The sequence below is a fragment of the Streptomyces sp. NPDC002209 genome, assembly GCF_042890265.1.
In the GTDB taxonomy this organism is placed as follows: Bacteria; Actinomycetota; Actinomycetes; order Streptomycetales; family Streptomycetaceae; genus Streptomyces.
In genome coordinates this window covers 93,543-116,832 of sequence record NZ_JBIARX010000008.1, presented here as the reverse complement: position 1 = coordinate 116,832, position 23,290 = coordinate 93,543, and the positions used below count along the sequence as shown (strand labels likewise).

23 protein-coding genes and 1 pseudogene are annotated in these 23,290 nt (G+C 73.2%); 14 read left to right on the top strand and 10 right to left on the bottom strand.

The genetic code is table 11. From position 1 onward, the window contains the following. Positions 1–71 precede the first annotated feature (71 nt). Positions 72–326 carry a hypothetical protein gene (locus tag ACFYXK_RS18085; protein ID WP_389411972.1) on the bottom strand — a complete coding sequence of 85 codons (255 nt, stop codon included), beginning with the start codon at positions 324–326 and terminating at the stop codon, positions 72–74. A gap of 179 nt (positions 327–505) precedes the next feature. Here ACFYXK_RS18085 and ACFYXK_RS18080 point away from each other — a divergent pair, with 179 nt between their 5' ends. Then, positions 506–3,742 carry a tetratricopeptide repeat protein gene (locus ACFYXK_RS18080; protein WP_389411971.1) on the top strand — a complete coding sequence of 1,079 codons (3,237 nt, stop codon included), beginning with the start codon at positions 506–508 and terminating at the stop codon, positions 3,740–3,742. Between the two features lie 130 nt (positions 3,743–3,872). Here ACFYXK_RS18080 and ACFYXK_RS18075 read toward each other — a convergent pair whose 3' ends face one another. Both ACFYXK_RS18075 and mca read right to left on the bottom strand, forming a co-directional pair. Continuing rightward, entirely contained in the window at positions 3,873–4,103 is a 231-nt protein-coding gene (locus ACFYXK_RS18075; protein ID WP_030290865.1) for a hypothetical protein, read from the bottom strand. Between the two features lie 2 nt (positions 4,104–4,105). Continuing rightward, the gene (gene mca, locus ACFYXK_RS18070) at positions 4,106–4,987 is read right to left on the bottom strand and encodes a mycothiol conjugate amidase Mca (protein ID WP_389411970.1); all 882 of its coding nucleotides are present in this window, start codon (positions 4,985–4,987) and stop codon (positions 4,106–4,108) included. Positions 4,988–5,106: 119 nt separating this feature from the next. On the opposite strand from mca, the gene ACFYXK_RS18065 reads away from it, so the two are divergent. Then, positions 5,107–5,532: a DUF4307 domain-containing protein gene (locus ACFYXK_RS18065; RefSeq protein ID WP_389411969.1), complete on the top strand. Its 426-nt coding sequence runs from the start codon at positions 5,107–5,109 to the stop codon at positions 5,530–5,532. Between the two features lie 136 nt (positions 5,533–5,668). Further along, positions 5,669–6,166 (top strand): transcription elongation factor GreA, encoded by a 498-nt coding sequence (gene greA, locus ACFYXK_RS18060; RefSeq protein ID WP_383505296.1) that lies wholly within the window; start codon positions 5,669–5,671, stop codon positions 6,164–6,166. Positions 6,167–6,232: 66 nt separating this feature from the next. Here the strand turns inward: greA and ACFYXK_RS18055 are convergent, their stop codons facing one another. From ACFYXK_RS18055 to ilvA, 3 genes are all read right to left on the bottom strand, one after another. Next, a complete protein-coding gene (locus ACFYXK_RS18055; RefSeq protein ID WP_389411968.1) occupies positions 6,233–7,090 on the bottom strand; it encodes an ABC transporter permease in 858 nt (285 codons plus the stop codon). Then, positions 7,087–8,166, bottom strand: coding sequence for an ATP-binding cassette domain-containing protein (locus ACFYXK_RS18050; RefSeq protein WP_389411967.1), 1,080 nt, complete (start codon positions 8,164–8,166; stop codon positions 7,087–7,089). The genes ACFYXK_RS18055 and ACFYXK_RS18050 overlap by 4 nt, the downstream gene beginning before the upstream one ends. A 186-nt stretch (positions 8,167–8,352) precedes the next feature. Then, the gene (gene ilvA, locus ACFYXK_RS18045) at positions 8,353–9,588 is read right to left on the bottom strand and encodes a threonine ammonia-lyase (protein WP_389411966.1); all 1,236 of its coding nucleotides are present in this window, start codon (positions 9,586–9,588) and stop codon (positions 8,353–8,355) included. A gap of 246 nt (positions 9,589–9,834) precedes the next feature. Between ilvA and ACFYXK_RS18040 the strand changes: the two genes are divergently transcribed. The 3 genes from ACFYXK_RS18040 (at position 9,835) to ACFYXK_RS18030 (ending at position 11,102) form a co-directional block, all read left to right on the top strand. Next, entirely contained in the window at positions 9,835–10,356 is a 522-nt protein-coding gene (locus ACFYXK_RS18040) for a MarR family winged helix-turn-helix transcriptional regulator (RefSeq protein ID WP_053786297.1), read from the top strand. A 69-nt stretch (positions 10,357–10,425) separates the two neighbouring features. After that, positions 10,426–10,854, top strand: a complete 429-nt coding sequence (locus tag ACFYXK_RS18035; RefSeq protein WP_389411965.1) for a sigma factor-like helix-turn-helix DNA-binding protein — start codon at positions 10,426–10,428, stop codon at positions 10,852–10,854. Beyond that, positions 10,851–11,102, top strand: coding sequence for a hypothetical protein (locus ACFYXK_RS18030; RefSeq protein ID WP_030290839.1), 252 nt, complete (start codon positions 10,851–10,853; stop codon positions 11,100–11,102). Before ACFYXK_RS18035 ends, ACFYXK_RS18030 begins: the two co-directional genes overlap by 4 nt. Before the next feature lie 60 nt (positions 11,103–11,162). Here ACFYXK_RS18030 and ACFYXK_RS18025 read toward each other — a convergent pair whose 3' ends face one another. Continuing rightward, positions 11,163–12,320: a cystathionine gamma-synthase gene (locus ACFYXK_RS18025; RefSeq protein WP_389411964.1), complete on the bottom strand. Its 1,158-nt coding sequence runs from the start codon at positions 12,318–12,320 to the stop codon at positions 11,163–11,165. A gap of 128 nt (positions 12,321–12,448) precedes the next feature. Between ACFYXK_RS18025 and ACFYXK_RS18020 the strand changes: the two genes are divergently transcribed. The 7 genes and pseudogenes from ACFYXK_RS18020 to ACFYXK_RS17990 all read left to right on the top strand — a co-directional run bounded on the left by ACFYXK_RS18020 (position 12,449) and on the right by ACFYXK_RS17990 (position 18,795). Then, the gene (locus ACFYXK_RS18020; protein ID WP_389411963.1) at positions 12,449–13,555 is read left to right on the top strand and encodes a hypothetical protein; all 1,107 of its coding nucleotides are present in this window, start codon (positions 12,449–12,451) and stop codon (positions 13,553–13,555) included. Positions 13,556–13,791: 236 nt separating this feature from the next. Beyond that, positions 13,792–15,387: a M48 family metallopeptidase gene (locus tag ACFYXK_RS18015; protein WP_389411962.1), complete on the top strand. Its 1,596-nt coding sequence runs from the start codon at positions 13,792–13,794 to the stop codon at positions 15,385–15,387. Continuing rightward, positions 15,387–16,478: a hypothetical protein gene (locus ACFYXK_RS18010; protein WP_389411961.1), complete on the top strand. Its 1,092-nt coding sequence runs from the start codon at positions 15,387–15,389 to the stop codon at positions 16,476–16,478. Before ACFYXK_RS18015 ends, ACFYXK_RS18010 begins: the two co-directional genes overlap by 1 nt. A gap of 87 nt (positions 16,479–16,565) precedes the next feature. After that, a complete protein-coding gene (msrA, locus tag ACFYXK_RS18005; RefSeq protein ID WP_389411960.1) occupies positions 16,566–17,231 on the top strand; it encodes a peptide-methionine (S)-S-oxide reductase MsrA in 666 nt (221 codons plus the stop codon). 64 nt (positions 17,232–17,295) lie between these two features. Then, a pseudogene (locus ACFYXK_RS18000) lies at positions 17,296–17,541 on the top strand (hypothetical protein); the annotation flags it as partial. A gap of 43 nt (positions 17,542–17,584) precedes the next feature. Then, on the top strand, positions 17,585–18,346 hold the full coding sequence (locus ACFYXK_RS17995; protein WP_389411959.1) for an SDR family NAD(P)-dependent oxidoreductase: 762 nt from the start codon (positions 17,585–17,587) through the stop codon (positions 18,344–18,346). A 71-nt stretch (positions 18,347–18,417) separates the two neighbouring features. Further along, a complete protein-coding gene (locus ACFYXK_RS17990; protein WP_389411958.1) occupies positions 18,418–18,795 on the top strand; it encodes a MerR family transcriptional regulator in 378 nt (125 codons plus the stop codon). On the opposite strand, the gene ACFYXK_RS17985 is transcribed toward ACFYXK_RS17990, so the two are convergent. Then, positions 18,762–19,808, bottom strand: coding sequence for an NAD(P)-dependent alcohol dehydrogenase (locus ACFYXK_RS17985; RefSeq protein WP_389411957.1), 1,047 nt, complete (start codon positions 19,806–19,808; stop codon positions 18,762–18,764). The two genes, ACFYXK_RS17990 and ACFYXK_RS17985, sit on opposite strands and share 34 nt — an antisense overlap. A gap of 168 nt (positions 19,809–19,976) precedes the next feature. Between ACFYXK_RS17985 and ACFYXK_RS17980 the strand changes: the two genes are divergently transcribed. After that, complete coding sequence (locus tag ACFYXK_RS17980; RefSeq protein ID WP_389411956.1) at positions 19,977–20,891, top strand: helix-turn-helix domain-containing protein; 915 nt, start codon at positions 19,977–19,979, stop codon at positions 20,889–20,891. Here ACFYXK_RS17980 and ACFYXK_RS17975 read toward each other — a convergent pair. Both ACFYXK_RS17975 and ACFYXK_RS17970 read right to left on the bottom strand, forming a co-directional pair. After that, positions 20,881–21,864 (bottom strand): GNAT family N-acetyltransferase, encoded by a 984-nt coding sequence (locus tag ACFYXK_RS17975; protein ID WP_389411955.1) that lies wholly within the window; start codon positions 21,862–21,864, stop codon positions 20,881–20,883. The genes ACFYXK_RS17980 and ACFYXK_RS17975 overlap by 11 nt on opposite strands. A 96-nt stretch (positions 21,865–21,960) precedes the next feature. After that, positions 21,961–23,232, bottom strand: a complete 1,272-nt coding sequence (locus tag ACFYXK_RS17970; protein ID WP_389411954.1) for an Ig-like domain-containing protein — start codon at positions 23,230–23,232, stop codon at positions 21,961–21,963. Between the last annotated feature and the right edge of the window lie 58 nt (positions 23,233–23,290).

The following is a 23,290-nucleotide window of genomic DNA, read 5'->3' as shown; positions in this document are numbered from 1 at the left end:
ATAACGACGTCTCTAATTGGGCGATTCAATCTTCGCCGCGCAATGAAGTAAGCGGTAGATCGTTCGACTGGCTATAACGGAGTGCCGGAAGGCATCACGATCCGGGTAGCCGATCGGCGCACCGCGCGGGCCACCCAGGGGGGCGCCAGGTCGCGGGTCCAGGCGTCGCGGGCCTGGGGCCAGGTGGGGGTGCAGCCGCGGGTGCGGTCGGCCGGGTCGGGGTGGCGCTCGGGGGCCGCGCCGTGGAGCAGGCAGAGGTGGGCGGCTGCCCGGACGGCGGGCGGTGCGTGCTCGTCGCGGCCGGCGGAGGCGAGGAGTACGGACACGCAGAGTGCGAGGGTCTTCCACCGTCGGCTCGTGCGCCCGGCCCAGAACGTACATATATGCGTGCGAGCGGCCGAACTTGGACCAACTCCCTCTGATCTAGCTCAAGTTCCCTCGCGCTCGCGGCAGTCCCGGCGGACACTTGGGGCACGTTGCCGGAGCTCTCTTGAGGGGGATGCCGATGCGGGACAGCCATCGCGGTGAGGCCGAGCGGCTGTTGGAGCGGGCCGTGGACGAGGAGGCCGAGCGGGCTGCCGGGACGGGGCAACCGGTCGACAGGGCTGCGCTGCTGGCGCGCGGCCTGGAGGCGCTGGACGCGCTCGCGGCGAGCGCCGCCGAGGAGTACGAGGCGTACGTACGGGCCCTGGACGAGGCGGCGGTCGGGGACGAGTCCCTCGGCGAGGCCTTCCGGCGCGGGAACACCTCGACGGCCCTGCTCGTGACGGCGGTTGCGGCGGCCGCGGCTGTCGGGGCCGACCTGTCGCTCGGCGTGGCGGCGGGCACCGCGCTGACCGCCGGGGCCGTCACCGGCATCGCCGGGGCGGCGGCGACGGTCGCCAAGGTGACCGCCCTGCACCTGCCCGCCGCCAACCGCCGGGCCGGCGTGCGCGGCCGCCCCGGCGGGCCGGAGCAGCTGAGGCTCCAGTGGCTGACGGCGCTGGAGGTGCGCGGGATCCGCCCGTTCCTGGAGCAGCAGCGCGCGGTGGCCGCCGCGGCGCGGGTGCCCCGGCAGCCCTCCCGGCCGGCCGCCGCGTCGCTGCGCGGGACCGACCGCAGCGCGGAGGCCCGGCGGCGCAGCGTGCTGGAGCAGTCCTTCGGTCAACTCCCGCAGTCGGGAGCCCTGTTCACGGGCCGGCGGGCGGAGCTGACGCGGATCGCGCAGTGGGTGCAGGCGGCCCGGGCCAGTACGGAGACCCGCCCGGTGGTCGTGGTGCTGCACGGCGAGCCGGGCGTGGGCCGCACGGCCCTGGCGCTGCGTGCGGCGGACGCGCTGCGCGACCAGTTCCGCGGCGCCTGCGTGGTGGACCTGCGGGGCGGCTCGCTCAGCGGGGAGGCGCCGCTGTCGACCCGGGAGGCGCTGCTGCACCTGCTGAACCGGCTGGGCGCACCGCGCGAGCAGTTGCTGTTCCGCGAGGGGTCCTCGGCGGAGCAGCAGGTACGGCGCCTGGGCGAGCTGTACCACCAGCACCTCCAGGGGCTGCCGGTGACGGTGCTGCTGGACGACGCCGTGGATGCGGCGCAGGTGCGGATGCTGGTGCCGGAGCGGTCGGAGAGCCTGGTGCTGGTGACGGCGCGCGAGCCGCTGGAGCTGCCGGACCTGGCGGCGTGGGTGCACCAGCTGCCGGTGGAGCGGCTGGCGGAGCCGGAGGGCGCGGAGCTGGTGCGCGCCGGGGCGGAGGCGGCCGGCGGGGCCCCGTACGAGGAGGAGGCCGTGCAGGGGCTGCTCGCGCTCGGCGGCGGGCTCCCGCTGGCCCTGCGCGTCCTGGCCCCGCTGGGCGCGGCGCCGGGGGAGGGTCCGGCCGGTACCGGTGGCACCGATGCGCTGGAGGACGCCCTCGGCCTGGCCTACGTACGGCTGCCCGAGGAGCGGCGCCGGCTGCTGCGGCGGCTCACGCTGGCGGGGCGGGCCTCGCTCGGCCCGTCGGCCGCCGCGGCGCTGATCGACGCGGAAGCGGCGGTGGCCGGGCGGCTGCTGCGCGAGCTGGCGCAGGCGGGCCTGCTGGACCCGGTACGCGGGGAGCGGTTCCGGATGCACGACGCGGTGCGCTCGTACGCGGCGGCGCGGCTCGCGGCGGACGAGGACCGGGCCGAGGCCTCGGCGGCGCACGGGCGGCTGATCCGGAACTACGCGCAGCTCGCGGACTCGGTGATCCGGATGGTCGACGGGAAGATGTCGACCCGGGCGAACCACTTCGGCGGGCACGGCTTCGCCTCGCTGGACGCGGCGCTGCGCTGGCTGGACGACGAGTCCAGCTTCATCACGGCCGCGCTGCGGCACTCGGAGGACGTGGACCAGCAGGCGGTGCTGGACCTGCTGGGCGCGCTGTGCGACTTCTGCCTGCTGCGCGGGGACCTGTACCGGCTCGGCGAGATCAACGAGCTGACGCAGGCGGTGGAGGCCGCCCGGCAGGGCGAGCCCGGCCAGGGGCGGATGGTCCGCTCGGTGCAGTGGCGTACGGGTATCGCGGCGCGTCAGCTCGGCGAGCTGGACAAGGCCCGCACGACGCTGACCTCGGTGGTCGACCAGTACATCGAGGCGCAGCAGGACGCGGGCGCGGGCATGGCGCTGATCTCGCTCGGCATCACCCTGCACCACCAGGGGCAGCTGCCGGAGGCCGCGGCCCGCATCCGCGAGGCGCTGGTGCTGCAGGAGCCGGACAAGCTGGCCGGCGACCGGGCGTGGGGGCTGCACGCCCTGGCGGCGGTGGAGCGGGACCGGGCGCACCTGGCGGAGGCGATGCAGCTGCTGGAGCAGTCGCTGGCCCTGCACCGGGAGAACGAGAGCGTGCACGGTGAGGCGTGGGCGCACTTCCAGCTGGGGCAGGTGTACCTGCGGCTCGGGGACGTCCCGCGGGCGGAGGCGGAGCTGAAGCTCGCCCTCGAGCTGTACGGGCGTACGCGCGACGAGCGCGGTCAGGCCTGGGCGCTGACCCAGCTGGGCCGGGCCCGGGTGGTGGACGGGGATCCGGTCCCGGCGGTGGAGCGGCTGCGCGAGGCGCTGGCCCGGCACCGGGAGCAGGAGGACGCGCGCGGGGAGGCGTGGACGCTGTACTACCTCGGGCAGGCGCTGGAGGAGGGCGGCGAGCGCGACCAGTCGGTACGGGAGCTGGAGCGGGCCCGGACGATGTTCTCGCGGATGCGGGACGTGTACGGGCTGGCCCACGCCCGGCACCACTCGGGCCGGGTGACGCGCGACCAGCGGGCGGCGCAGACGGGGAACCTGAAGAACTCCGGGTTCGCGCGGCAGCTGCTGGTGGATGCGCGGGCGGACTTCCGGCGGATCGGGCTGGCGCACGGGGAGGCGTGGACCTGCCTGGAGCTGGCGGTGGTGGACGCGGGCAACGGCCGGGCGTCGCAGGCGGTGGGCCTGTGCGAGGAGGCGGCCCGGCTGTTCATCTCGTACGGGGACCGGCGCGGGGAGGACTGGGCCCGGTTCCTGCGCTGCACGCTGCTGCCGTACGCGCTGCCGGGCGCGGGGGTGGACGAGGCCCGGGCGGAGCTGGCGCGGCTGGCCGCGTCGCCGCATCCGATGCGGGACGGGCGGCTGGAGGACAGCCTGGACACCTATGCGGTGGTGCTGGGGCGGGGCGTGGACCCGGCGGAGGGCTGGCAGGCGTGGCGCCTCGCGCTGGTCCCGAACCTGCACTCGCGGGAGATCATGGGCGTCCCGATGCCGCCGGCCTCGCCGGAGCCGTGACCGCGTGAGCGCATGACCGCGTGACCCGCGTGACCGCCCGAGCCGTACGGCAGGGGGCCGCGGGCACGCGCGGTCGCCGCCCCACCCGCGCAGCGGGAGGGCGGCGGCGCACCACCCGGAGGACGGCTCCCTACGGGGCCCGGTCCGCGGCGGGGGCAGCGGCTGCCGCGCCCGCCTCCGGGGCCTCCTGGAAGTCGACCTTGCCCATGTGGCGGCTCATCGACTTCATCAGGCCCCACACCGCGAGGGCGAGGGCCGCGAACACGATGAAGCCCAGGACTCCGGGGGTCACCTTGTTCTTGTCGAAGGTGTCACCCGCCAGCGGAAGGAGCTCGGTCAGTGCTGCCTGCGTAGCGTTCATGGCTACGCATTCTCCCGGATGCCCTCGAAGAGGTCGGACTCGGGGAGGGAAGTGTCGACGAGCGACTTGGCGAGCTCGTACTCCTCCGTGGGCCAGACCTCCTTCTGGATCTCCATCGGCACGCGGAACCAGCCGCCGTCCGGGTCGATCTGCGTGGCGTGCGCGATGAGCGCCTTGTCGCGGATCTCGAAGAAGTCGGCGCACGGCACGTGCGTGGTCAGCGTCCGCTCGGTGCGCTCGAACTCCTTCCAGCGCTCCAGCCACTCCCCGTAGGGGGACTCCATGCCGCGCGAGAGCAGCGCCTCGTGCAGGGCGATGGTGCGCGGCTTGTTGAAGCCCTGGTTGTAGTAGAGCTTCTGCGGCTGGTACGCCGGGCCGAACTCGGCCTCCGGGTACTTCTCGGTGTCGGCCGCGCCCTCGAAGGCCACCATCGAGATCTTGTGGGTCATGATGTGGTCGGGGTGCGGGTAGCCGCCGTTCTCGTCGTACGTGGTGATGACCTGCGGCCGGAACGCGCGGATCTTCTTCACGAGGCGGCCGGCCGCCTCGTCCACGTCCTCCAGGGCGAAGCAGCCCTCGGGCAGCGGGGGCAGCGGGTCGCCCTCGGGGAGGCCCGAGTCGACGTAGCCCAGCCATTCCTGCTCGATGCCGAGGATCTGGCGCGCCTCGTCCATCTCCCTGGCGCGGACCTCGTGGATGTTTTCCTCGATGTATTTGTCACCCTGGAGCTTGGGGTTGAGGATCGAGCCGCGCTCGCCCCCCGTGCAGGTCACCACCAGCACGGGCACCCCCTCGGACACGTACTTGGCCATGGTGGCCGCGCCCTTGCTCGACTCGTCGTCGGGGTGGGCATGGACGGCCATCAGTCGAAGCTGCTCGGTCAAGACAGGATCCTCTTTAAGTCGTCAGGGCATCGCCTCCTATAGTGACCGAATCGGGGGGTGGAAAAATTCCGGGGCTGCCCCTGGGATGCTGGAGTCCGGCCCTCCGAAAGGAACGATCGATGAGTGCGGTGCGCGAGGGGCTGCCCGAGGGTCGCTACGGGCGGTCGGCGGACGAGCGTGCGGACCGGAAGCTCAAGATCGTCGGGTCGGTGCTGGGCGTCGGCCTGCTGGCCCTGGTGGGCTGGATCGGCTGGGACTACGTCGCCGGTCAGAGCGTCAGCGCCGAGGTGATCAAGTTCCAGGTGGTCTCCGACACCGAGGTGAAGGTGCACCTGGAGGTGCGCAAGGACGCCTCAGTCACCGGGGTGTGCACGCTGAGCTCCCAGAACAAGGACCACGCCGAGGTCGGCCGCGCCGACTTCACCTTCGGGCAGAAGGGCACGCGGGTGGATGAGATGCTCTCACTGAAGACCACCGGCCGCGCGACGATGATCGAACTGGTGGGCTGCCAGGCGGCGACGGGCACCACGCCCACGGCAGACTGAGCTCTTTCCTGCTCACGGGCCCGATGACACACTTCATACACATGGTGTCCTCCCCCTTTTCTTCCCGAATTGTTAGGCTCGTGGTTTCGCCCGCCGCTGGCGGCTTTGTAGTCCCCTGTACCGACGAGGAGCACCCGTGACCCAGACGAGCGAGAGCGTCACCTGGCTGACCCAGGCGGCGTACGACCAGCTGAAGGCCGAGCTGGACTACCTCTCTGGTCCCGCACGCACGGAGATCGCCACCAAGATCGCAGCCGCCCGCGAGGAGGGCGACCTGCGCGAGAACGGCGGTTACCACGCGGCCAAGGAGGAGCAGGGCAAGCAGGAGCTCCGCGTCCGCCAGCTGACGCAGCTGCTCGAGAACGCCAAGGTCGGCACCGCACCCGCCTCCGACGGCGAGGTCGCGCCCGGCACGGTCGTCACCATCGCCTTCGACGGCGACGAGGACGACACGATGTCCTTCCTGCTCGCCTCGCGCGAGTACGCCTCCGGGGACTTCGAGACCTACTCCCCGCAGTCCCCGCTGGGCACCGGTGTGATGGGCAAGAAGATCGGCGAGGACGCCGAGTACGAGCTGCCGAACGGCAAGAAGGCCACCGTCAAGATCCTCGACGTCAAGCCCTTCAACGGCTGATCACCCCACGACATCGGGAAGCCCCCGCCGGAGCGATCCGGCGGGGGCTTCCCCGTGTCCTGGCACCTATGCGGTCGCCGAGCGGTACTTGCGGACCGAGAGGGTCCGGAACACCGCGATGATCAGTACGGACCACAGGACCGACGCGATCACGGGGTGCTGCATCGGCCAGGCCGCCGGTGCCTCGTACCCCGGCGGGAAGTTGCCGAACAGCCCGCGGGCCGCCTGGACGGTCGCGCTGAACGGGTTCCATTCGGCGATGGTCCGCAGGAAGGTCGGCATGTTGTCGGAGGGGACGAAGGCGTTCGAGATGAACGTCAGCGGGAAGAGCCAGATCAGCCCGCCCGAGGTGGCCGCCTCCGGGGTGCGCACCGACAGGCCGATCAGCGCGCCGATCCAGGAGAACGCGTACCCGAGCAGGAGGAGCAGGGCGAAGCCGCCCAGTACCTCGCCGGCGCTGGTGTGGGTGCGCCAGCCGACGAGCAGGGCGACCACGGCCAGGACGACCAGGGTGAGGCTGGTCTGGACGAGGTCGGCGAGGGTGCGGCCGGTCAGGACCGCGCCGCGGGCCATGGGCAGCGAGCGGAACCGGTCGATCAGGCCCTTGTGCATGTCGTCCGCGATGCCCGCGCCCGCGCCGGCCGTGGCGAAGGTGACGGTCTGGGCGAAGATGCCGGCCATCAGGAACTCGCGGTAGGCGGCGGGCGAGGTGTTGCCGTCGACGCTGATCGAGCCGCCGAAGACGTAGCTGAACAGCACGACGAACATGACCGGCTGGATGACCCCGAAAATTATCATTTCGGGAATCCTGGACATGCGAATCAAATTCCGCTTGGCGATGACCAGGGAGTCGTTGACGCCCTGGACGATGCCGCCGCGCGGGCGCGGCGCCGCGAGCTGCGGGGTCGGGGAGGTGGTGGTCACTTCGCCGCCTCCTTCGATGCCGGCACCGGCGCCGGGGCCGGCTCCGCTGCCGGGAGCGCCCCCGGGGCCGAGGCCTTGTGGCCGCGGCGGCCCTTGGCGTCCGCCGGGGCGCCCTCGCCGTTCTCCTCGTCGGCCAGGGCGGCCGTGTGGCCGGTGAGGGATATGAACACGTCGTCGAGGGTCGGCCGGCGCAGGCCGATGTCGTCGATCTCGATGCTGCGGGAGTCGAGCTCGCGGATGACCTCGGCGAGCAGCTTGGCGCCGCCGGCGACCGGGACGGTCAGCTTGCGGGTGTGCTCCTCGACGGTGGTCTCGCCCTTGCCGAATCCGGCGAGCACCGTCCGGGCCTCGGGGATGTGGGCGCGCTCGTGGACGACGACCTCGACGCGTTCGCCGCCGGTCCGGGCCTTGAGCTGGTCGGAGGTGCCGCGGGCGATGACCTTGCCGTGGTCGACCACGCAGATGTCGTGCGCGAGGTGGTCTGCCTCCTCCAGGTACTGGGTGGTGAGCAGCAGGGTGGTGCCGCCGGCCACGAGCTCCTGGATGACGTCCCAGAGCTGCTGGCGGTTGCGGGGGTCGAGGCCGGTGGTCGGCTCGTCCATGAACATGACGGGTGGGCGGACGACGAGTGCGGCCGCGAGGTCCAGGCGCCGGCGCATGCCGCCGGAGTACGTCTTCGCGGTGCGGTCGGCGGCGTCGGCGAGGTTGAACCGCTCCAGCAGTTCGCCGGCCCGGACCTTCGCCGCCCTGCCGCTCATCTGGTAGAGCCGGCCGACCATCTGGAGGTTCTCGCGGCCGGTCAGGTACTCGTCGACGGCCGCGAACTGGCCGGACAGGCCGATGGCGCGGCGGACTTCGTTGGGGTGCTTGAGGACATCGATCCCGGCGACGACGGCCTTGCCGCTGTCGGGCTTGAGAAGGGTGGTCAGGACGCGCACGGCCGTGGTCTTGCCGGCGCCGTTGGGGCCGAGCAGGCCCAGTACGGTGCCTTCGGGGACATCGAGGTCCACGCCGTCCAGTGCCCGTACCTCGCCGAAGGTCTTGACCAGGCCTTCGGCATAGATGGCGCCTGGCATGTGGGTTCTCCCAGTGTGCAGCGGGCCAGCAGAATCGTTACATTCCCACGCAATCCTAGGGGCGCCGGGCGTTCCCCGCCCGGCCGTTCGGGGGACATACGCTATCGCGTCATATCGCGTTTCGCTACGGGGCTGCGGGCGTTCCGCGGGATGCGGTGCGGTGCGGTCGGCCCGCTCCGGCCCGGCTCAGCCCATGACCGTGTACCCGGCCGCGTGCAGCGCACGCGCGACCTCGGTGCAGTGCTCCGGGCCCTTCGTCTCCAGGTGCAGCTCCACCTCCACCTCGGTGAGCCCCAGCCGCGGGTCGGTCCGTACGTGGCTCACGTCCAACACGTTCGCATCCACCACTGACAGCACCCCCAGGAGACCGGCCAGCGCCCCCGGCCGGTCGGCCACGCGCAGCCGCAGCGAGAGGTAGCGGCCCGCCGCCGCCATGCCGTGCCGCAGGATCCGCTGGAGCAGCAGCGGGTCGATGTTCCCGCCGGACAGGACCGCGACCACCGGGCCGCCCCCGGCGTACAGCTCGGGCCTGCTCAGCAGGGCGGCCACCGGGCTGCACCCGGCGGGCTCCACGACGAGCTTGGCGCGCTCCAGGCAGAGCAGCAGGGCACTGGAGAGGGCGTCCTCGGAGACCGTGCGGACGCCGTCGAGGAGGTCCCCGATGATGTGGAAGGGGATGTCTCCCGGGCGGCCGACCTTGATGCCGTCCGCCATCGTGACCGGGTTGTCGATCGAGACCGGGTGCCCGACCCGCAGCGAGGGCGGATAGGCGGCGGCGCCCTCCGCCTGGACCCCGATCACCTTGACGTCCGGCCGCAGCGCCTTGACCGCGACCGCGATCCCCGCCGCGAGGCCGCCGCCGCCGATTCCGACGAGGATCGTCCGCACCTGCGGGCACTGTTCCAGGATCTCCAGGCCGACCGTGCCCTGGCCCGCGATGATGTCGCGGTGGTCGAAGGGGTGGATGAACACCGCCCCGGTGCGGTCCGCGTACTCCTGGGCCGCCGCCAGGGTCTCGTCGACGACCTGGCCGGACATCCGCACCTCGGCGCCGTACTCCTGCGTGGCCGCCACCTTCGGCAGCGGCGCCCCGACCGGCATGAACACCGTCGAGCGGACGCCGAGGAGGGAGGAGGCCAGGGCCACGCCCTGCGCGTGGTTGCCGGCGCTGGCCGCGACGACGCCGGCGGCCCGCTGCTCGGGGCGCAGGCCGGAGATGCGCACGTAGGCACCGCGCAGCTTGAAGGAGCCGGTCCGCTGGAGGTTCTCGCACTTGAAGTGGACCGGGGAGCCCGTGAGGGCGCTCAGGTGCCGGCTGCCTTCCATCGGCGTGACCCGGGCGACGCCCGAGAGCATCTTCTGGGCCCCCCGGACGTCGTCGAGAATGACCTGCGGGACGGGCACGGGCACGCGGTAGTTCATGCCGCCAGTCTCGCAGCCCGTACGGATCACGGCGCCCGGCCGACGACCCGGCCGACGACCGGCGCCGGACCGGCGACAGCCTGCCGGTGAAAGCCCACAGGGGGCGAAATCCGGCCATCCGGGACGGGCTCGGGGTCCTCGTCCCGACCGCCCGTACCAGTTCTCGTACGAGGCGTACGAGCCGCCCCACGGCCGCGTACTCTGTCCCCCATCCTTGTCGGCCCCACGCGAAGAGAGCTCACGGCCATGCCTTCCACCCCGGCCAATTCCGACCTGCCCACGGCGGCCGAGGCGTCCGCCGAAGCCGGTCTCCTCGACGCGCTCCAGCACCAGGTGGCCGTCTTCGCCCGCCGCGCCGAGCAGACCCGCCTGGGCGGGGTCGGCCAGGCCCGCAACTCGATGGACCGCGCCGCGTACCTGCTGCTGAACCGGCTCGACCTGGAAGGCCCGATGGGCGTCAAGGCGCTCGCCGGCGGCATGGGCATCGACTCCTCCACCGTCACCCGCCAGGTCGCGCCGCTCGTCGACAGCGGCCTGGTCAAGCGCACCTCGCACCCGGAGGACGGGCGGGCCGTGGTCCTCGCGCTCTCCCCGCGCGGCCTCGCCCGGCTCGAGGAGGTCCGCTCCTCGCGGCGCGAGCTGATGGCCCGGGTGACCGAGGACTGGAGCGAGGACGAGCGCGAGTCCTTCACCGGGCTGCTGACCCGTTTCAACGGCTCGCTGTCGGAGCTGATGGGCGCCGTCTCGGAAGCGGGCCCCGCTTCCTGAGGACGGACGGGAGCCGGGGCCGTCCGACCTCTTGACCGGGGCGGTCCCGCTGCCCGCACTATGTGGCCTGTGGACGACCACGGGCCGGGCGCCTACGCGGAGTTCGAAGCCTTCGTCGCGGGTGCGGCGGGGCGGCTGCTGCATGTCGCCGTCCTGCTGACGGCCGAGCCGGAGACCGAGCCCCACGCCGCCCGCCGGCTGCTCGCCGACGCGCTGGCCCGTACGTACGCGAACTGGCGCCGGGTGCGCGGCGACGACCCGTACGACCGCACCCGCCGGGAGCTGTGCGACGCCTTCGCCCGCACCGGCTGGCGCCACCACGGCGGCAGGGGGCTGCTCGCCCGGCTCGGCCCGCTGGAGCGGCTCGTGCTGGTGCTGCGCGTGTACGAGGGCGTCGCGGAGGAGGTCACCGCCGCGCAGCTGGGGCTGCCGGTCGAGCGGGTGCGGGTGCTGTGCAACCGGGCCGTGGCGGCGATGCGTTCGCAGGAGGCCGCATGAGCGTCCCCGACCGCAAGGAGGACCAGGTCAGGCGGCTGCTGGAGGGCCCCCACCCGGTGGTCCCGGCCGGGCTGGCGGCCAGCGCCGCGGCCCGCGGCGACCGGCTGCTGCGCCGCCGCCGGGCCCTGCGCCGGGCCGGCTGGGCCCTGCTGTTCGCGGCGGCGGTGGCCTTCGCGGTGTGGGCCTCGCTGGCCCGGCCGTGGGAGATCCCGCCGAGCGGTGTCTCCCCGCCCCTGGAGGGCTGGTGACCACCGCTCGGCGGTTGTCGCCGTACGGGCCGTGAAGGCCCGTACGCCGGGAAGGGGCGGCTAGCCGAGGGCCTGGGTCAGGTCCGCGAGCAGGTCGTCGGCGTTCTCGATGCCGACGGAGACGCGGACCAGGTCCGCCGGGACCTCCAGGGCCGAACCGGCCACCGAGGCGTGGGTCATGCGGCCCGGGTGCTCGATGAGGGACTCGACGCCGCCGAGGGACTCGGCCAGGGTGAAGATCTTGGTGCGGGCGCAGAGATCGACCGCCGCCTGCTCCCCGCCGATGACGCAGAACGAGACCATGCCGCCGAAGTTGCGCATCTGCTTGGCGGCGATCTCGTGGCCCGGGTGCTCGGCCAGACCCGGGTAGAGGACCTTGTGCACCTTGGGGTGCCGGGTCAGCATCTCGGCGACCTTCGCCGCGTTCTGCGCGTGCCGGTCCATGCGGACGGCCAGCGTCTTGATGCCGCGCAGCACGATCCAGGAGTCGAAGGGGCCGGCCACGGCGCCCATCGCGTTCTGGTGGTAGGCCAGTTCCTCGCCGAGCGCCGCGTCGGCGGTCACCAGCGCGCCGCCGACCACGTCGGAGTGGCCGCCCATGTACTTGGTCAGCGAGTGCACGACCACGTCCGCGCCGAGCGCGAGGGGCTGCTGGAGGTAGGGCGAGGCGAAGGTGTTGTCCACGACCAGCTTGGCGCCGGCCGACCGCGCGATGTCGGCGACGACCGCGATGTCGGTGATGCCGAGCAGCGGGTTGGAGGGGGTCTCGACCCAGATGACCTTCGTCTTCGGGGTCAGGGCGGCCCGTACGGACTCCGCGTCGGAGGTGTCGGCCACCGACCACTCCACGCCCCAGCGGGAGACGACCTTCGCGAAGAGGCGGAAGGTGCCGCCGTACGCGTCGTTCGGGATGACCACGTGGTCGCCCGGGGAGAGCAGCGTACGCAGCAGGCAGTCCTCGGCGGCGAGCCCGGACGCGAAGGCGAGGCCGCGCCGGCCGCCCTCCAGCGCCGCGAGGTTCTCCTCCAGCGCGGTCCGGGTCGGGTTCGCGCTGCGGCTGTACTCGTAGCCGCCGCGCAGTCCGCCGACGCCGTCCTGCTTGTACGTGGACACCTGGTAGATCGGGGGCACGACCGCGCCGGTCAGCGGGTCCGCGGTGTTGCCCGCGTGGATCGCGCGGGTCTCGAAGCTCTGGTGCTCGTGGCTGTCGTCGCTCATGGGCCGATGCTATGCCCCGTCAGCCGACGAGCCCACTGCACACCCGGTGGTGCGGCCGTGCACGGCCGCAGGCGGAGCGCCGGTACGGCATTGGCCTTGGCGCGGGTGCGTCTGGTTCGCTTGGGGACATGGAGATTCTGTGGTTCCTGATCGCGCTCGGCCTGCTCGTGGCCGCCTTCAGCCCGTACATACGGCGCCGGCGGGGCGGCGTCGTACGCCTGGTCGCACCGGACAGCCCTGACGCGGCCGACCCGGAGAACTACGGTTTCGCCCGCCAGGAGCACCTGGACATCCGCGTCCCGGGCCCCGATGAGGACCTGATGGACGCCCTCGAAGCCGTGCAGCACAGCGGCCGGTGGCAGGCGGCGTCGCAGCTGCTGGCCGGGACCCCGAAGGAGGGCGAGCTGCGCTGGCAGCGGATCCAGGCCTTCGGCGGGGCGGCGGCGCTGGAGCTGGTGGCCGAGCCCGGGGTCGGCGCGCGCTGGCTGAAGGCCTGGCGGCTGGAGGCGGAGAAGGACGCCGGCGGCGCACAGGTGCACGCGGAGCTGCTGGTGCAGCAGGCGTGGCGGCACTCGGGCGGCGTGGGCTCCGCGGACCACCGGATCATCCTGGAGGAGGCCCGGGAGGCGTGCCGCAAGGCGGCGCTGCTGGCTCCGGGCGACCCCGTCCCGTACATCACGGAGCTGGCGGTCGCGCGGGCGCTCGGCTACTCCGAGGCGGAGTTCGACGCCCTCTGGGCGAAGGTCATCGACGTCGCGCCCGCGCACATGGGCGCGCACCTGGCGGCCCTGCACTACTGGTGCGAGAAGTGGCACGGCTCGCGCGAGCAGGCGGACGCCTTCGCGCACGCGGCGGCGGCCCGCGCCCCGCGGGGCTCGCTGCTGGCGGCGCTGCCGCTGTTCGCCGTGTACGAGCACGTCCCGGAGGTCGTCCTGACGAACTTCTGGCAGGGCGCGGTCGTGACCCGGGCGGTGGAGGGCGCGCTGTACGCGGTGCACACCGCCCGCCAGGACGACCCGATGCTGGCGCACGTCCGGCACATGCTGCTGTCGTTCCTCGTGCCGATGGAGCGCTGGGCGCAGGCGATGGAGCAGGTCCGCCACATCGACGGCTGCGTCGGCGCCCTGCCGTGGTCGGCCGCCCCGGACCCGGCGGCGCAGTACGCGGTGTACCGCGCCCTGGCGGTGGCCGGCTACGAGGCCAACGGCGGCTCCCCGGCGACACTGCCGCACTGACGCACCGGCGCACCGGCGCGGCGGACGCCTCACCGACACGGCGGCGCCCGCAGGCAGGAGCCCCGGCCCCCCTGGCTCCCACCTGCGGAATCCCGGCGAATAAGGTTGCCGTAAAGATCTGCGGGCCGCATGATGGCCCGGCGTGACCCGCCCGGCCCGGCCGACCACCGCGCGCCCGCGGCACATCCGCAGCACCTGCACATGCACCACTTCATCCCGTGGGGGGATCCGTCCATATGGGCGCTTCACTGCGCGCGCTGCGCGCCCTCGTCCTGCTCGCAGGCTTCTACCTGCTCGGCTTCATCCTGCTCGGCGTGCTCGCCGCCGCCGACTGGGCCACCGTCACCTGGCTGCACGGCGGCGTCGCCTTCAAGATCCTCATCGTCTCGGTGGTCCTCGCCGTCCCGATCGTGCGCGGCATGTTCATGCTCCGCACCCCCAAGGGCGACCCGCAGCCCGGCGTGCCCGTCACCGAGCGGCAGGAACCCCTCCTGTGGCAGACCGTCCGCGACATCGCGGCCCAGGTCGGCACCCGCGCCCCGGACGAGATCCTGCTCATCGACGAGGTCAACGCGGCCGTCAGCGAGGACGCCCGGCTGCTGGGCCTGAAGTCCGGCACCCGCCGCCTCTACCTGGGCCTGCCCCTGATGACCGGCCTGGACGAGATGCAGCTGCGCGCCGTGCTCGCCCACGAGATGGGCCACTACGCCAACCTCGACACCCGCCTCACCCCGCTGATCGCCCGCGGCCGCGCCCAGCTGATCCGTACCATCGGGCACTTCCACGACCGCGCCGACACCAAGGTCGCCAAGGAGCGGGCCCGGCAGGAGAAGGCGGCCGAGAAGCGGCTCGCCAAGGGCAAGAAGGCCAAGGAGATCGACACCGCCGGCCAGGGCGCGATGTACCGGGCCATGGCGAAGATCTACACGGCGTACGCGCGCTTCTACATGCGCGCCACCCTTTCCGGCAGCCGCCGCCAGGAACTCGCCGCCGACCTGGCCTCGGTCCGCGTCGCCGGCCGCGACTCCGCCGCCTCCGCACTGCGCGAGCTCAACGCCATCGGCCCCGCCCACGACTTCTACATGGACTCCTACGCCACCCTCGGCGTCGGCGCCGGCCTGCTGCCGCCCTCCGGCCAGGTCTTCGGCGGCCTGCGGCAGCTGCTCGACGCCCGCTCGGACGAACTGGACGGCCTGCGCCGCGAGCTGTCCACCGAGCCCGCCTCCCCCTACGACTCGCACCCCGCGCTCGCCGAGCGCGTGGCCCGCATCGAGGCGCTGCCCGACGACGGCCGCGGCGCGCAGCCGGCCCGACCGGCGCTGGAGCTGCTCGCCTCCCCGCAGGCCGCGCTGGCGGCGCTGGAGCAGGCGGTCCTGACCCCGGAGGCGCTCGCGCTCACCCGCGTGGACTGGGCGGACCTCGTCCACGAGAGCATGACCCGGTACGTCGGCCAGGGCGCGCAGGAGATCCGCGAGGCCGTCGCCGCCGAGGGCACGGCCCCCGAGCTGGCGGCCCTGCTGGACGCCGTCGACGCCGACCCGGCGCTGCGCTGGCGGATCGCCGACCGCTTCCCGAAGTCCGAGGAGGCCGCGGCCGCCACCGGTCGCGCCGCCCGCGAGTTCACCCGCCCCGTGCTGCGGCGCGCCCTGAAGCAGCTGGTCACCGCCGAGCTGACGGCCCGCGGCGCCGCCCGCTGGCAGCTGTCCTGGTCCGACTCGGCCGCCCTGCAGTACGCGGCCGACGGGTTCGAGGAGCAGCTCGAGCTCGCCCTGGACGCGCTCGTCGCGGACCTGCCCGACACCGAACCCCTGCGAAAGCTGGTGCTCCTCTGATGCTCGGCCTGATCGTCCTCGGGATCCTCCTGATCAGCGGGGCGTACAAGCTGCTGCGCGCCCGCAAGGGCGGCGGCGCCGGCAAGCGCCGCTGGGCGAGCCGCGCCGACGGCCAGGCGGCGGTCGCGCTGGGCTTCGCCCCCGCCGAAGCGCTCGACACCGACAACGGGGCCCCGCTCCTGCCTGCGGACACGGCCGCCCTGGACGCCGTACGGGCGGGCGACTGGCAGGCCGGAGCGGCCTGGGCGGACGCGGCCGGGCAGGACTGGGACGAGCGGATCCGGCGCGTACGGGAACTGGCCGAGCTGGCCGCCGAGGACGACGCCTGGCTGCTGGCCTGGCGCGCGGCGCGGCCGCAGGACCCGACGGCGGCGGCGGTGCACGCGGACGCGTCGGTGCTGGTGGCGTGGAACGTGCGCGGCTCGCTGAGCGCGAGCAACACGACGCAGGAGCAGTTCCGGGGCTTCCACCGGCTGATCGCCGCCTCGCAGGAGGCGATGCACGAGGCCCAGCGGCTCGCCGACCCGGCGGACCCGGTGCCGTACATGCTGGAGCAGCCGGTCGCCATGGCGCTGGGGTACTCCCACGAGCGGTACGGGCAGCTGTGGGAGCAGATCGTGGGGCGCGACCCGAAGGTGCTGGCGGCGCACACCGGCGCGCTGCAGTACTGGTGCCGCAAGTGGCGCGGCTCGCACGAGGAGGCGGAGGCGTTCGCACAGCGCTCGGCGGCCGCGGGCGCCCCGGGTGAGCTGCTGTCGCTGCTGCCGCTGTACGCGTACCTGGAGTACGAGATGTCGGAGTCGGAGCTCGACCCGAGCGTCTACTACAAGCGCCCGGAGATCGTGGCGGCCACGGACGCGGCGCTCGCGGACGTGGCGGCGGCGGACCCGGCCGACCGGCGGGTGACCCGGGTACGGCACATGCTGGCGTGGAACCTGTACTGGCAGGACCGGTACACGGAGGCCGTGGAGCAGTTCCGTGCCGTCGACGGGTACATCGGGGCGACGCCGTGGACGTACGCGGCGGACGCCAAGGCGCGGTACGTGCAGGCGCGGGACTTCAGCGTGCGCCGGGCGGTCACGCAGAAATGACGGAAGTCTGACGCGGTGGCCGGGGGCGGGTCGGGGGGAATCCCGGCCCGCCCCCGCCCGTTAAGGGAGAACCACTAGGAGGGAATCATGTTCTCGTACCGCCGCACGCCCGAGCTCCCCACCCGCGAGGAGGCCCTCCAGGGCCGCGCGACCCCGCAGTTCTCGCTCCCCGACCGGCACACCGTGCTCGGCAACCCCCTCGCCGGGCCCTACCCCGCCCACCTCCAGGTGGCCGACTTCGGCCTGGGCTGCTTCTGGGGCGCGGAGCGCAAGTTCTGGCAGACCCCGGGGGTGTGGACCACGCTGGCCGGCTACCAGGGCGGCTTCACCGAGAACCCGTCGTACGAGGAGGTGTGCTCGGGCCTGACCGGCCACACCGAGGTCGTGCGCGTGGTCTTCGACCCGGCGCAGGTCTCGTACGCCACCCTCCTGAAGCTGTTCTGGGAGTCCCACGACCCGACCCAGGGCTTCCGCCAGGGCAACGACGTCGGCACCCAGTACCGCTCGGCGGTCTACACCCACTCCGAGGCCCAGCAGACCGAGGCCGAGGCCTCCCGCGCCGCGTACCAGCAGGTCCTGGCGTCCTCGGGCTACGGCGACATCACGACGGCCGTCCTCCCGGCAACGGACCGCCCCTTCTGGCCGGCAGAGCCCCACCACCAGCAGTACCTCGACAAGAACCCCGACGGCTACTGCGGCATCGGCGGTACGGGTGTCAGCTGCCCGATCGGCGTGGCCAGGGCGCAAGGCTGACGCCCCGCCCTCGATCCGGCGCCGCCCTCACCCTTTCGAGCGGCGGCGCCGGAGTTCCGCTCGGTTGGACGAGGCCGCAGACCAGTCCCGGCAGGGATCCGACCTGGCTCCCCTTCGCCGTTTCATCGCCCAGTGGGCCGCATACGTACACATCCAGCGTCAGCCGCGCCTGGCCGAGGAACTGCGGCGCTGGGAGGACACCGCTGCCACGGGCAACACCGCCGACGCCCGCCGGGCGGCCGCGGAAATCGGCAGGATCCTCGACTCCGCCCACACGGCCCTCGCAGCGACCGAGCAGGCGCCGGGGTGAGGGGTTGACCTTGTCGTTGGGGGGAGGGTTGTTCCCTCTCGTCATGGACATCAGCAGCAGGACCCCGCAGCGGCTCATCCTCGTCACCGGCGCAGGCACCGGCATCGGCCGCGCCACCGCGCGCGCCTTCGCCGACGGCGGCGACCGCGTGGTCGTCGTCGGCCGGCGCCCCGAGGCGCTCGCCGGTACGGCCGAGGGGCGTCCGGGCATCCATCCGCTGGCCGCCGACGTGACCGCCCCCGGCGGGCCCGAGGAGATCGTCCGGGCCGTCCTTGCCGCCCACGGCCGCATCGACGTGCTCGTCAACAACGCCGGGATCGTGCGCAGCGGCCCCCTCGGGGGCCTCGCCGAGCCGGACCTCTCCGCGCAGCTGGCCACCAACCTGCTGGCCCCGGTGCTCCTCACCCAGGCCGCGCTCCCCGCCCTGGAGGCCGCCCCGGCCGGGGTGGTCGTGAACATCACCACCGCCATCGGGCAGCGCGGCTGGCCCGGGAACTCCTTCTACGCCGCCACGAAGGCCGCGCTGGACACGCTGACCCGCAGCTGGGCCGTGGAGCTCGCCCCGCGCGGCATCCGGGTCGCGGCGGTCGCGCCCGGGGCGGTGGACACGCCGATCGCCGCGCACCAGGGGCTGAGCCCCGAGCGGGCCGCCGGGGTGCGGGCCTGGCAGGTGGCCCGGACCCCGCTGGGGCGGGTGGGCCGGCCCGAGGAGGTCGCGTGGGCGGTCACCCGGCTCGCCGACCCGGCGGCGTCGTTCGTGACCGGCGTCGTGCTCCCGGTGGACGGCGGTGCGCTGCCGGCCTGAGCTGCGCGGCCCGACCTGCGCGGCCCGACCCCGGCGGCCCCGCGGCGGTGCTCCTCGGCGACCATGGACGCATGCTGATCGGGGAACTCGCGGAGGCGACCGGGACCACCCCGCGCGCCCTGCGCCACTACGAGCAGGCCGGGCTGATCTCCTGCGGGCGCAGCCCCAACGGCTACCGCGCCTACGACGCCGGGGCCGCCGTACGGGTCCGCAACATCCGCACCCTGCTGGACGCGGGGCTGACGCTGGACGACGTACGGGTCTTCCTGGACTGCCTGGACGGTGACGTGGCCGCCGGGCCGCCGTCCCCGAAGGGACTGGCGGTGGCCCGGGAGCGGCTCGCGGTCCTGGAGGCGCGGATCGCCGTGCAGACGGCGACCCGGGACCGGCTCGCCGCCGCGCTCGAGCGGGCCGGTCAGATCGTCGAGGCGTCGATGACGAAGCGGTAGCGGACGTCGCTGGCCAGGACGCGCTCGTACGCCTCGTTGATCTGCTCGGCGCGGATCAGTTCGATTTCCGAGCCCAGGCCGTGCTCGGCGCAGAAGTCCAGCATCTCCTGCGTCTCGGCGATGCCGCCGATCATCGAGCCGGCGAGGGTCTTGCGGCCGGTGATGACCGAGAACAGGTTCAGCTCGACGGCCTCCTCGGGGGCGCCGACGTTCACCAGCGCGCCGTCGACCTTCAGCAGGCCGAGGTACGCGTCGAGGCCGAGCGGGGCCGAGACGGTCGAGATGACCAGGTCGAAGCTGCCTGCCAGCTTCTCGAAGGTGGTCTCGTCGCTCGTGGCGTAGTAGTGCGAGGCGCCGAGCCGCAGGCCGTCGTCCTGCTTGCGCAGGGACTGGGAGAGGACGGTGACCTCCGCGCCGAGCGCGGCCGCGATCTTCACGCCCATGTGGCCGAGGCCGCCGAGACCGACGATCGCGACCTTCTTGCCCGGGCCGGCCTGCCAGTGCTTGAGCGGGGAGTAGAGGGTGATCCCGGCGCACAGCAGCGGGGCGGCGGCGTCGAGGGCGAGGCCGTCGGGGATGCGGACGGTGTAGTTCTCGTCGACGACGACGTGCGTGGAGTAGCCGCCGTACGTCGGGTCGCCCTTCCTGTCGCGGGCGTTGTACGTGCCGGTCATGCCCTGCGCGCAGTACTGCTCCTGCCCGCGCAGGCAGTATTCGCACTCACGGCAGGAGTCGACGAAGCAGCCGACGCCGACGTGGTCGCCGACCGCGAACTTCGTGACGCCCGGGCCGACTTCGGCGACGACCCCGGCGATCTCGTGGCCCGGGACCATCGGGTAGATGCCCTCGCCCCACCCGTCGCGGACCTGGTGGATGTCGGAGTGGCAGATGCCGGCGTACTTGATCTCGATGAGGACGTCGTGCTCGCCGACGGGGCGGCGCGGGACGGTGGTGCGTTCCAGCGGGGCCTTCGCGGCGGGAGCGGCGTAGGCGGCGACCTGGGTGACGGACATGGGTGAAGACTCCTCGAACGCTGCTGCGGACGGTCTGCGGTGCGAGCAACGATCGCGGACCGGGCCGGCGCCACCCAGACCCCTGCCCTGCCTAGGACTGGCGGTCCTACCCCTGGCGGGGTCAGGAACAGGGCCGTGGGGCGCGGGCCGCCCGGCGATACTGGCGTCATGGACCAGCTTGATCAGCGTGCCGAACTGGGCGAGTTCCTCCGTTCCCGCCGTGCGCGGCTGCGCCCCGCGGACGTGGGGCTGCCGGACTACGGGCGCCACCGCCGCGTGCCCGGGCTGCGCCGCGAGGAGCTGGCGCAGCTGGCCGGCGTCTCGGTGGCGTACTACACCCGGCTCGAGCAGGGGCACGGGCAGAACGTGTCGGCGGAGGTGCTGGACGCGATCGCCCGCGCCCTGCGCCTGGACGGCACGGAGACGGCCCACTTGAACCACCTGGCCAGTCCGCGGCCCCGCAGGCACCGCGGCAAGCAGCACCGCGCGCAGCACGTCCGCCCGGAGCTGCGGACGCTGCTGGACGCGATGGAGGGGGTGCCGGCGTACCTGGTGGGGCGGCGTCAGGACGTGATCGGCTGGAACCGGCTGGCGGCCGCGGTCTTCGGCGATTTCGGGGCGCTGCCGCCGCAGGAGCGCAACCTCGTGCGGCAGGTGTTCCTGGACCCGGCGACGGCCGAGCTGTACGTGGACCGGGAGTGCCGGGCCTGCGAGGTGGTGAGCAATCTGCGCATGTACGCGGGCCAGCACCCGGAGGACGAGCAGCTGTCGGCGCTGGTCGGTGAGCTGTCGGTGAAGAACGAGGAGTTCCGGCGGCTGTGGGCGGCGCACACGGTGGCGGACAACAAGACGCACGGGGTGAAGCGGCTGCGGCACCCGCTGGTGGGTGAGCTGGACCTGGCGTTCGAGACCCTGGCACTGCCGGACGACTCGGCGCAGTTCCTGGTGACCTTCCACGCCGCTGCGGGCTCACCCTCGGCGGACGCCCTGCGGCTGCTGGCGTCGTGGTCGGCCCCGTCGGCCCCGTCCTCCACCCCCGCCTCCGCCTCGGCCCCGGCGGACGCGGACGGGGCTACAGCTTGATCTGGAAGATGCCCGCCGCGCGTTCGCGGCGGTAGCCGAGGGCGGCGTTCACCGCGCGCATCGGGGTGTTCTCCTCCGCCACCGAGGTGGCGATCTCGCGGAGGGCGGGGAAACGGGCCGTGGCCTCGCTCAGCATGCGGAGTTTGACCGTGCGCCCGAGGCCGCGGCCGCGGTGGGCGGGGACGACCACCGTGTCGTACTGGAGGGCGCGCAGGGCGGCCGGGTCCGGGAGCACCAGGGACGTGTACGCGGCCACCTCGCCGGCGGGGGTCACCGCCGCGGCCATGAGCATCCGGCCGCCGCGGTCCAGGACCAGCCGCTGCACCGTGTGCAGGCGCTCGGGGGTCCAGGCCGTGGGCCGCTCGTCCGTGTCCCCGGTCGGCGCGTCCTCCATCGACCCGTGGGCCAGTGCGGCCGCGGCCACCCACGCGTCCGGGACCAGGTCCTCCCAGCACACCAGCTGGTAGCCCGCCGGGGGTTCGGGCTGCGCGGCCGGCCGGCCGGGCGCCGCGTCGTGCGCGCCCCGGACGTCCTGGACGTACCAGGCGAGCGGCAGCACGTTCTCGAAGCCCAGCGACTCGGCGAACGCCTGGCCGGCCCCGCCCAGGTCGGCCATCGTGGAGACCGAGGTACGGCCCTGGGCCAGCAGTTCCTCGCGGACCCGGTGCCACAGGGCCGTGCCGATCCCGCGCCGCCGTGCGTCGGGACGTACCTGCAACACGTCCAGCGAGGCGGTGTGCGCATTGCCCGCGTCCGTGAACAGGAGCAGGCTCGCCACCCCTTCGTCCGCCGCGAAGTGCGCGAAGCGGCCGGTGGTCGGCGGCACGCGCAGCCGCCCGGCGATCTCCACCCGGGTCGCTGCGGGTACACCGGGCAGGTCGGCTGCGTGGGCGGCGGTCAGGACCGCCGCCCAGGCGTCCACCTCGGCGTCGGTCGGCGGCACGGACAGCTGGGTCAGGGATAACGACGTCATGAACTGGACCTTAGCCCGCCCGAACGCCGGATGGCGGGGAGCCGCCGTCAGGGGCTCCCCGCCATCCGCGGGAGTTCGGTCGGACCGGGGTGGGGGTCAGGAGGCCGCGCCGGCCTTCCAGTCCGCCCAGCTCATGTTCCAGCCGTTGAGGCCGTTCTCCGGCTTGATGGTCTTGTCCGGCGAGTTGACCACCGTGACCACGTCACCGATGAGCGAGTTGTCGTAGAACCAGGCCGCGGGCTGGTTCGGGTCGTTCGCGCCCTGCGTGTCGTTCAGACCGACGCAGCCGTGGCTCGTGTTCGCGCTGCCGAAGACCGAGTCCGGTCCCCAGTAGTTGCCGTGGATGAACGTGCCCGACTGGGACAGCCGCATCGCGTGCGGGACGTCCTTGATGTCGTACTCGCCCTTGCCCTCGCTGTTCTTGAAGCCCACGGTGGAGCCGTCCATCCGGGTCTCCTTGAACTTCTCGGAGATCACCATCTGGCCGTTGTACGTCGGGTTCTCCGGGGAGCCCGCCGAGATCGGGATGGTCTTGAGGACCGCGCCGTCCCGGGTGACGGTCATCTTCTTCGTCTTCGCGTCGACGGTCGAGACCTGGCTGCGGCCGATCTTGAAGGTGGCGGTCCGGTTCTGCACGCCCTGGACGCCGGGGGCGCCCTGCACCCCTTCAAGCGCCAGCTTCAGCGTGACGGTGGAGCCGGCCTGCCAGTACTGCTCGGGGCGGAAGTCCAGGCGCTGCGCGCTGAACCAGTGCCCGACGACCTCCTGACCGCTGCTGGAGGTGACGGAGATGGCCGCCTGGACCGCCTTCTGGTCCTTAATCGCCTTGTTGAAGGTGATCGAGACCGGCATGCCCACGCCGACGGTCTGGCCGTCGTCCGGTATGAACGAGCCGACGAAGCTGTTCTCCGGGGAGACGGTGGTGAAGGAGGCGTTCTCGTGCGCCTCCTTGCCGGAGGCGTCCTTGGCGGTCGCCGACAGGGCGTACTTCGTGGAGCGCTTGAGCGCGGCGTCCGGCTTCCAGCTCTTGCCGTCGGCGGCTATCTTGCCGGGCACGGCCGCGCCCTCGGAGGTCTTCAGCTCGACCGCCGTGAGGGTGCCGTCACCGACGGCGACGTTGGTCGCGTCGTTCAGGCCGACGTTGGTCGCGCCGTCCTTGGGCGTGATCGTTATCTTGGCCTTGGAGGCGTCCTTGGCCGCGGCCGCGTCCACGTCCGACTGGGACTTGCTGCTCGGGTCCCCGCCGCCCTTGGGCTTGTCGTCGCCACCGCCGCATGCCGAGAGCACCAGCACGCCACCGAGTACGGCGGAAATGGCCACGAGGGACCTTCTCCGCCGCTTCTTGTCCGTCCTCACACGCCACTCCATCGTTGCCTGAACCCCCGAGCTTCCCCCGGCTGCCGCCGAGTGGTGCCCCGATCAAGGC

What these genes read in the sequence shown, in the direction of transcription:
- ACFYXK_RS18080 (WP_389411971.1), top strand. Translation starts at nt 506, where the DNA reads ATGCGGGACAGCCATCGCGGTGAGGCCGAGCGGCTGTTGGAGCGGGCC.
- ACFYXK_RS18075 (WP_030290865.1), bottom strand. Translation starts at nt 4,103, where the DNA reads ATGAACGCTACGCAGGCAGCACTGACCGAGCTCCTTCCGCTGGCGGGT.
- ACFYXK_RS18065 (WP_389411969.1), top strand. Translation starts at nt 5,107, where the DNA reads ATGAGTGCGGTGCGCGAGGGGCTGCCCGAGGGTCGCTACGGGCGGTCG.
- ACFYXK_RS18050 (WP_389411967.1), bottom strand. Translation starts at nt 8,166, where the DNA reads ATGCCAGGCGCCATCTATGCCGAAGGCCTGGTCAAGACCTTCGGCGAG.
- ilvA (WP_389411966.1), bottom strand. Translation starts at nt 9,588, where the DNA reads ATGAACTACCGCGTGCCCGTGCCCGTCCCGCAGGTCATTCTCGACGAC.
- ACFYXK_RS18040 (WP_053786297.1), top strand. Translation starts at nt 9,835, where the DNA reads ATGCCTTCCACCCCGGCCAATTCCGACCTGCCCACGGCGGCCGAGGCG.
- ACFYXK_RS18030 (WP_030290839.1), top strand. Translation starts at nt 10,851, where the DNA reads ATGAGCGTCCCCGACCGCAAGGAGGACCAGGTCAGGCGGCTGCTGGAG.
- ACFYXK_RS18025 (WP_389411964.1), bottom strand. Translation starts at nt 12,320, where the DNA reads ATGAGCGACGACAGCCACGAGCACCAGAGCTTCGAGACCCGCGCGATC.
- ACFYXK_RS18020 (WP_389411963.1), top strand. Translation starts at nt 12,449, where the DNA reads ATGGAGATTCTGTGGTTCCTGATCGCGCTCGGCCTGCTCGTGGCCGCC.
- ACFYXK_RS18015 (WP_389411962.1), top strand. Translation starts at nt 13,792, where the DNA reads ATGGGCGCTTCACTGCGCGCGCTGCGCGCCCTCGTCCTGCTCGCAGGC.
- ACFYXK_RS18010 (WP_389411961.1), top strand. Translation starts at nt 15,387, where the DNA reads ATGCTCGGCCTGATCGTCCTCGGGATCCTCCTGATCAGCGGGGCGTAC.
- msrA (WP_389411960.1), top strand. Translation starts at nt 16,566, where the DNA reads ATGTTCTCGTACCGCCGCACGCCCGAGCTCCCCACCCGCGAGGAGGCC.
- ACFYXK_RS17995 (WP_389411959.1), top strand. Translation starts at nt 17,585, where the DNA reads ATGGACATCAGCAGCAGGACCCCGCAGCGGCTCATCCTCGTCACCGGC.
- ACFYXK_RS17990 (WP_389411958.1), top strand. Translation starts at nt 18,418, where the DNA reads ATGCTGATCGGGGAACTCGCGGAGGCGACCGGGACCACCCCGCGCGCC.
- ACFYXK_RS17985 (WP_389411957.1), bottom strand. Translation starts at nt 19,808, where the DNA reads ATGTCCGTCACCCAGGTCGCCGCCTACGCCGCTCCCGCCGCGAAGGCC.
- ACFYXK_RS17980 (WP_389411956.1), top strand. Translation starts at nt 19,977, where the DNA reads ATGGACCAGCTTGATCAGCGTGCCGAACTGGGCGAGTTCCTCCGTTCC.
- ACFYXK_RS17975 (WP_389411955.1), bottom strand. Translation starts at nt 21,864, where the DNA reads ATGACGTCGTTATCCCTGACCCAGCTGTCCGTGCCGCCGACCGACGCC.
- ACFYXK_RS17970 (WP_389411954.1), bottom strand. Translation starts at nt 23,232, where the DNA reads ATGGAGTGGCGTGTGAGGACGGACAAGAAGCGGCGGAGAAGGTCCCTC.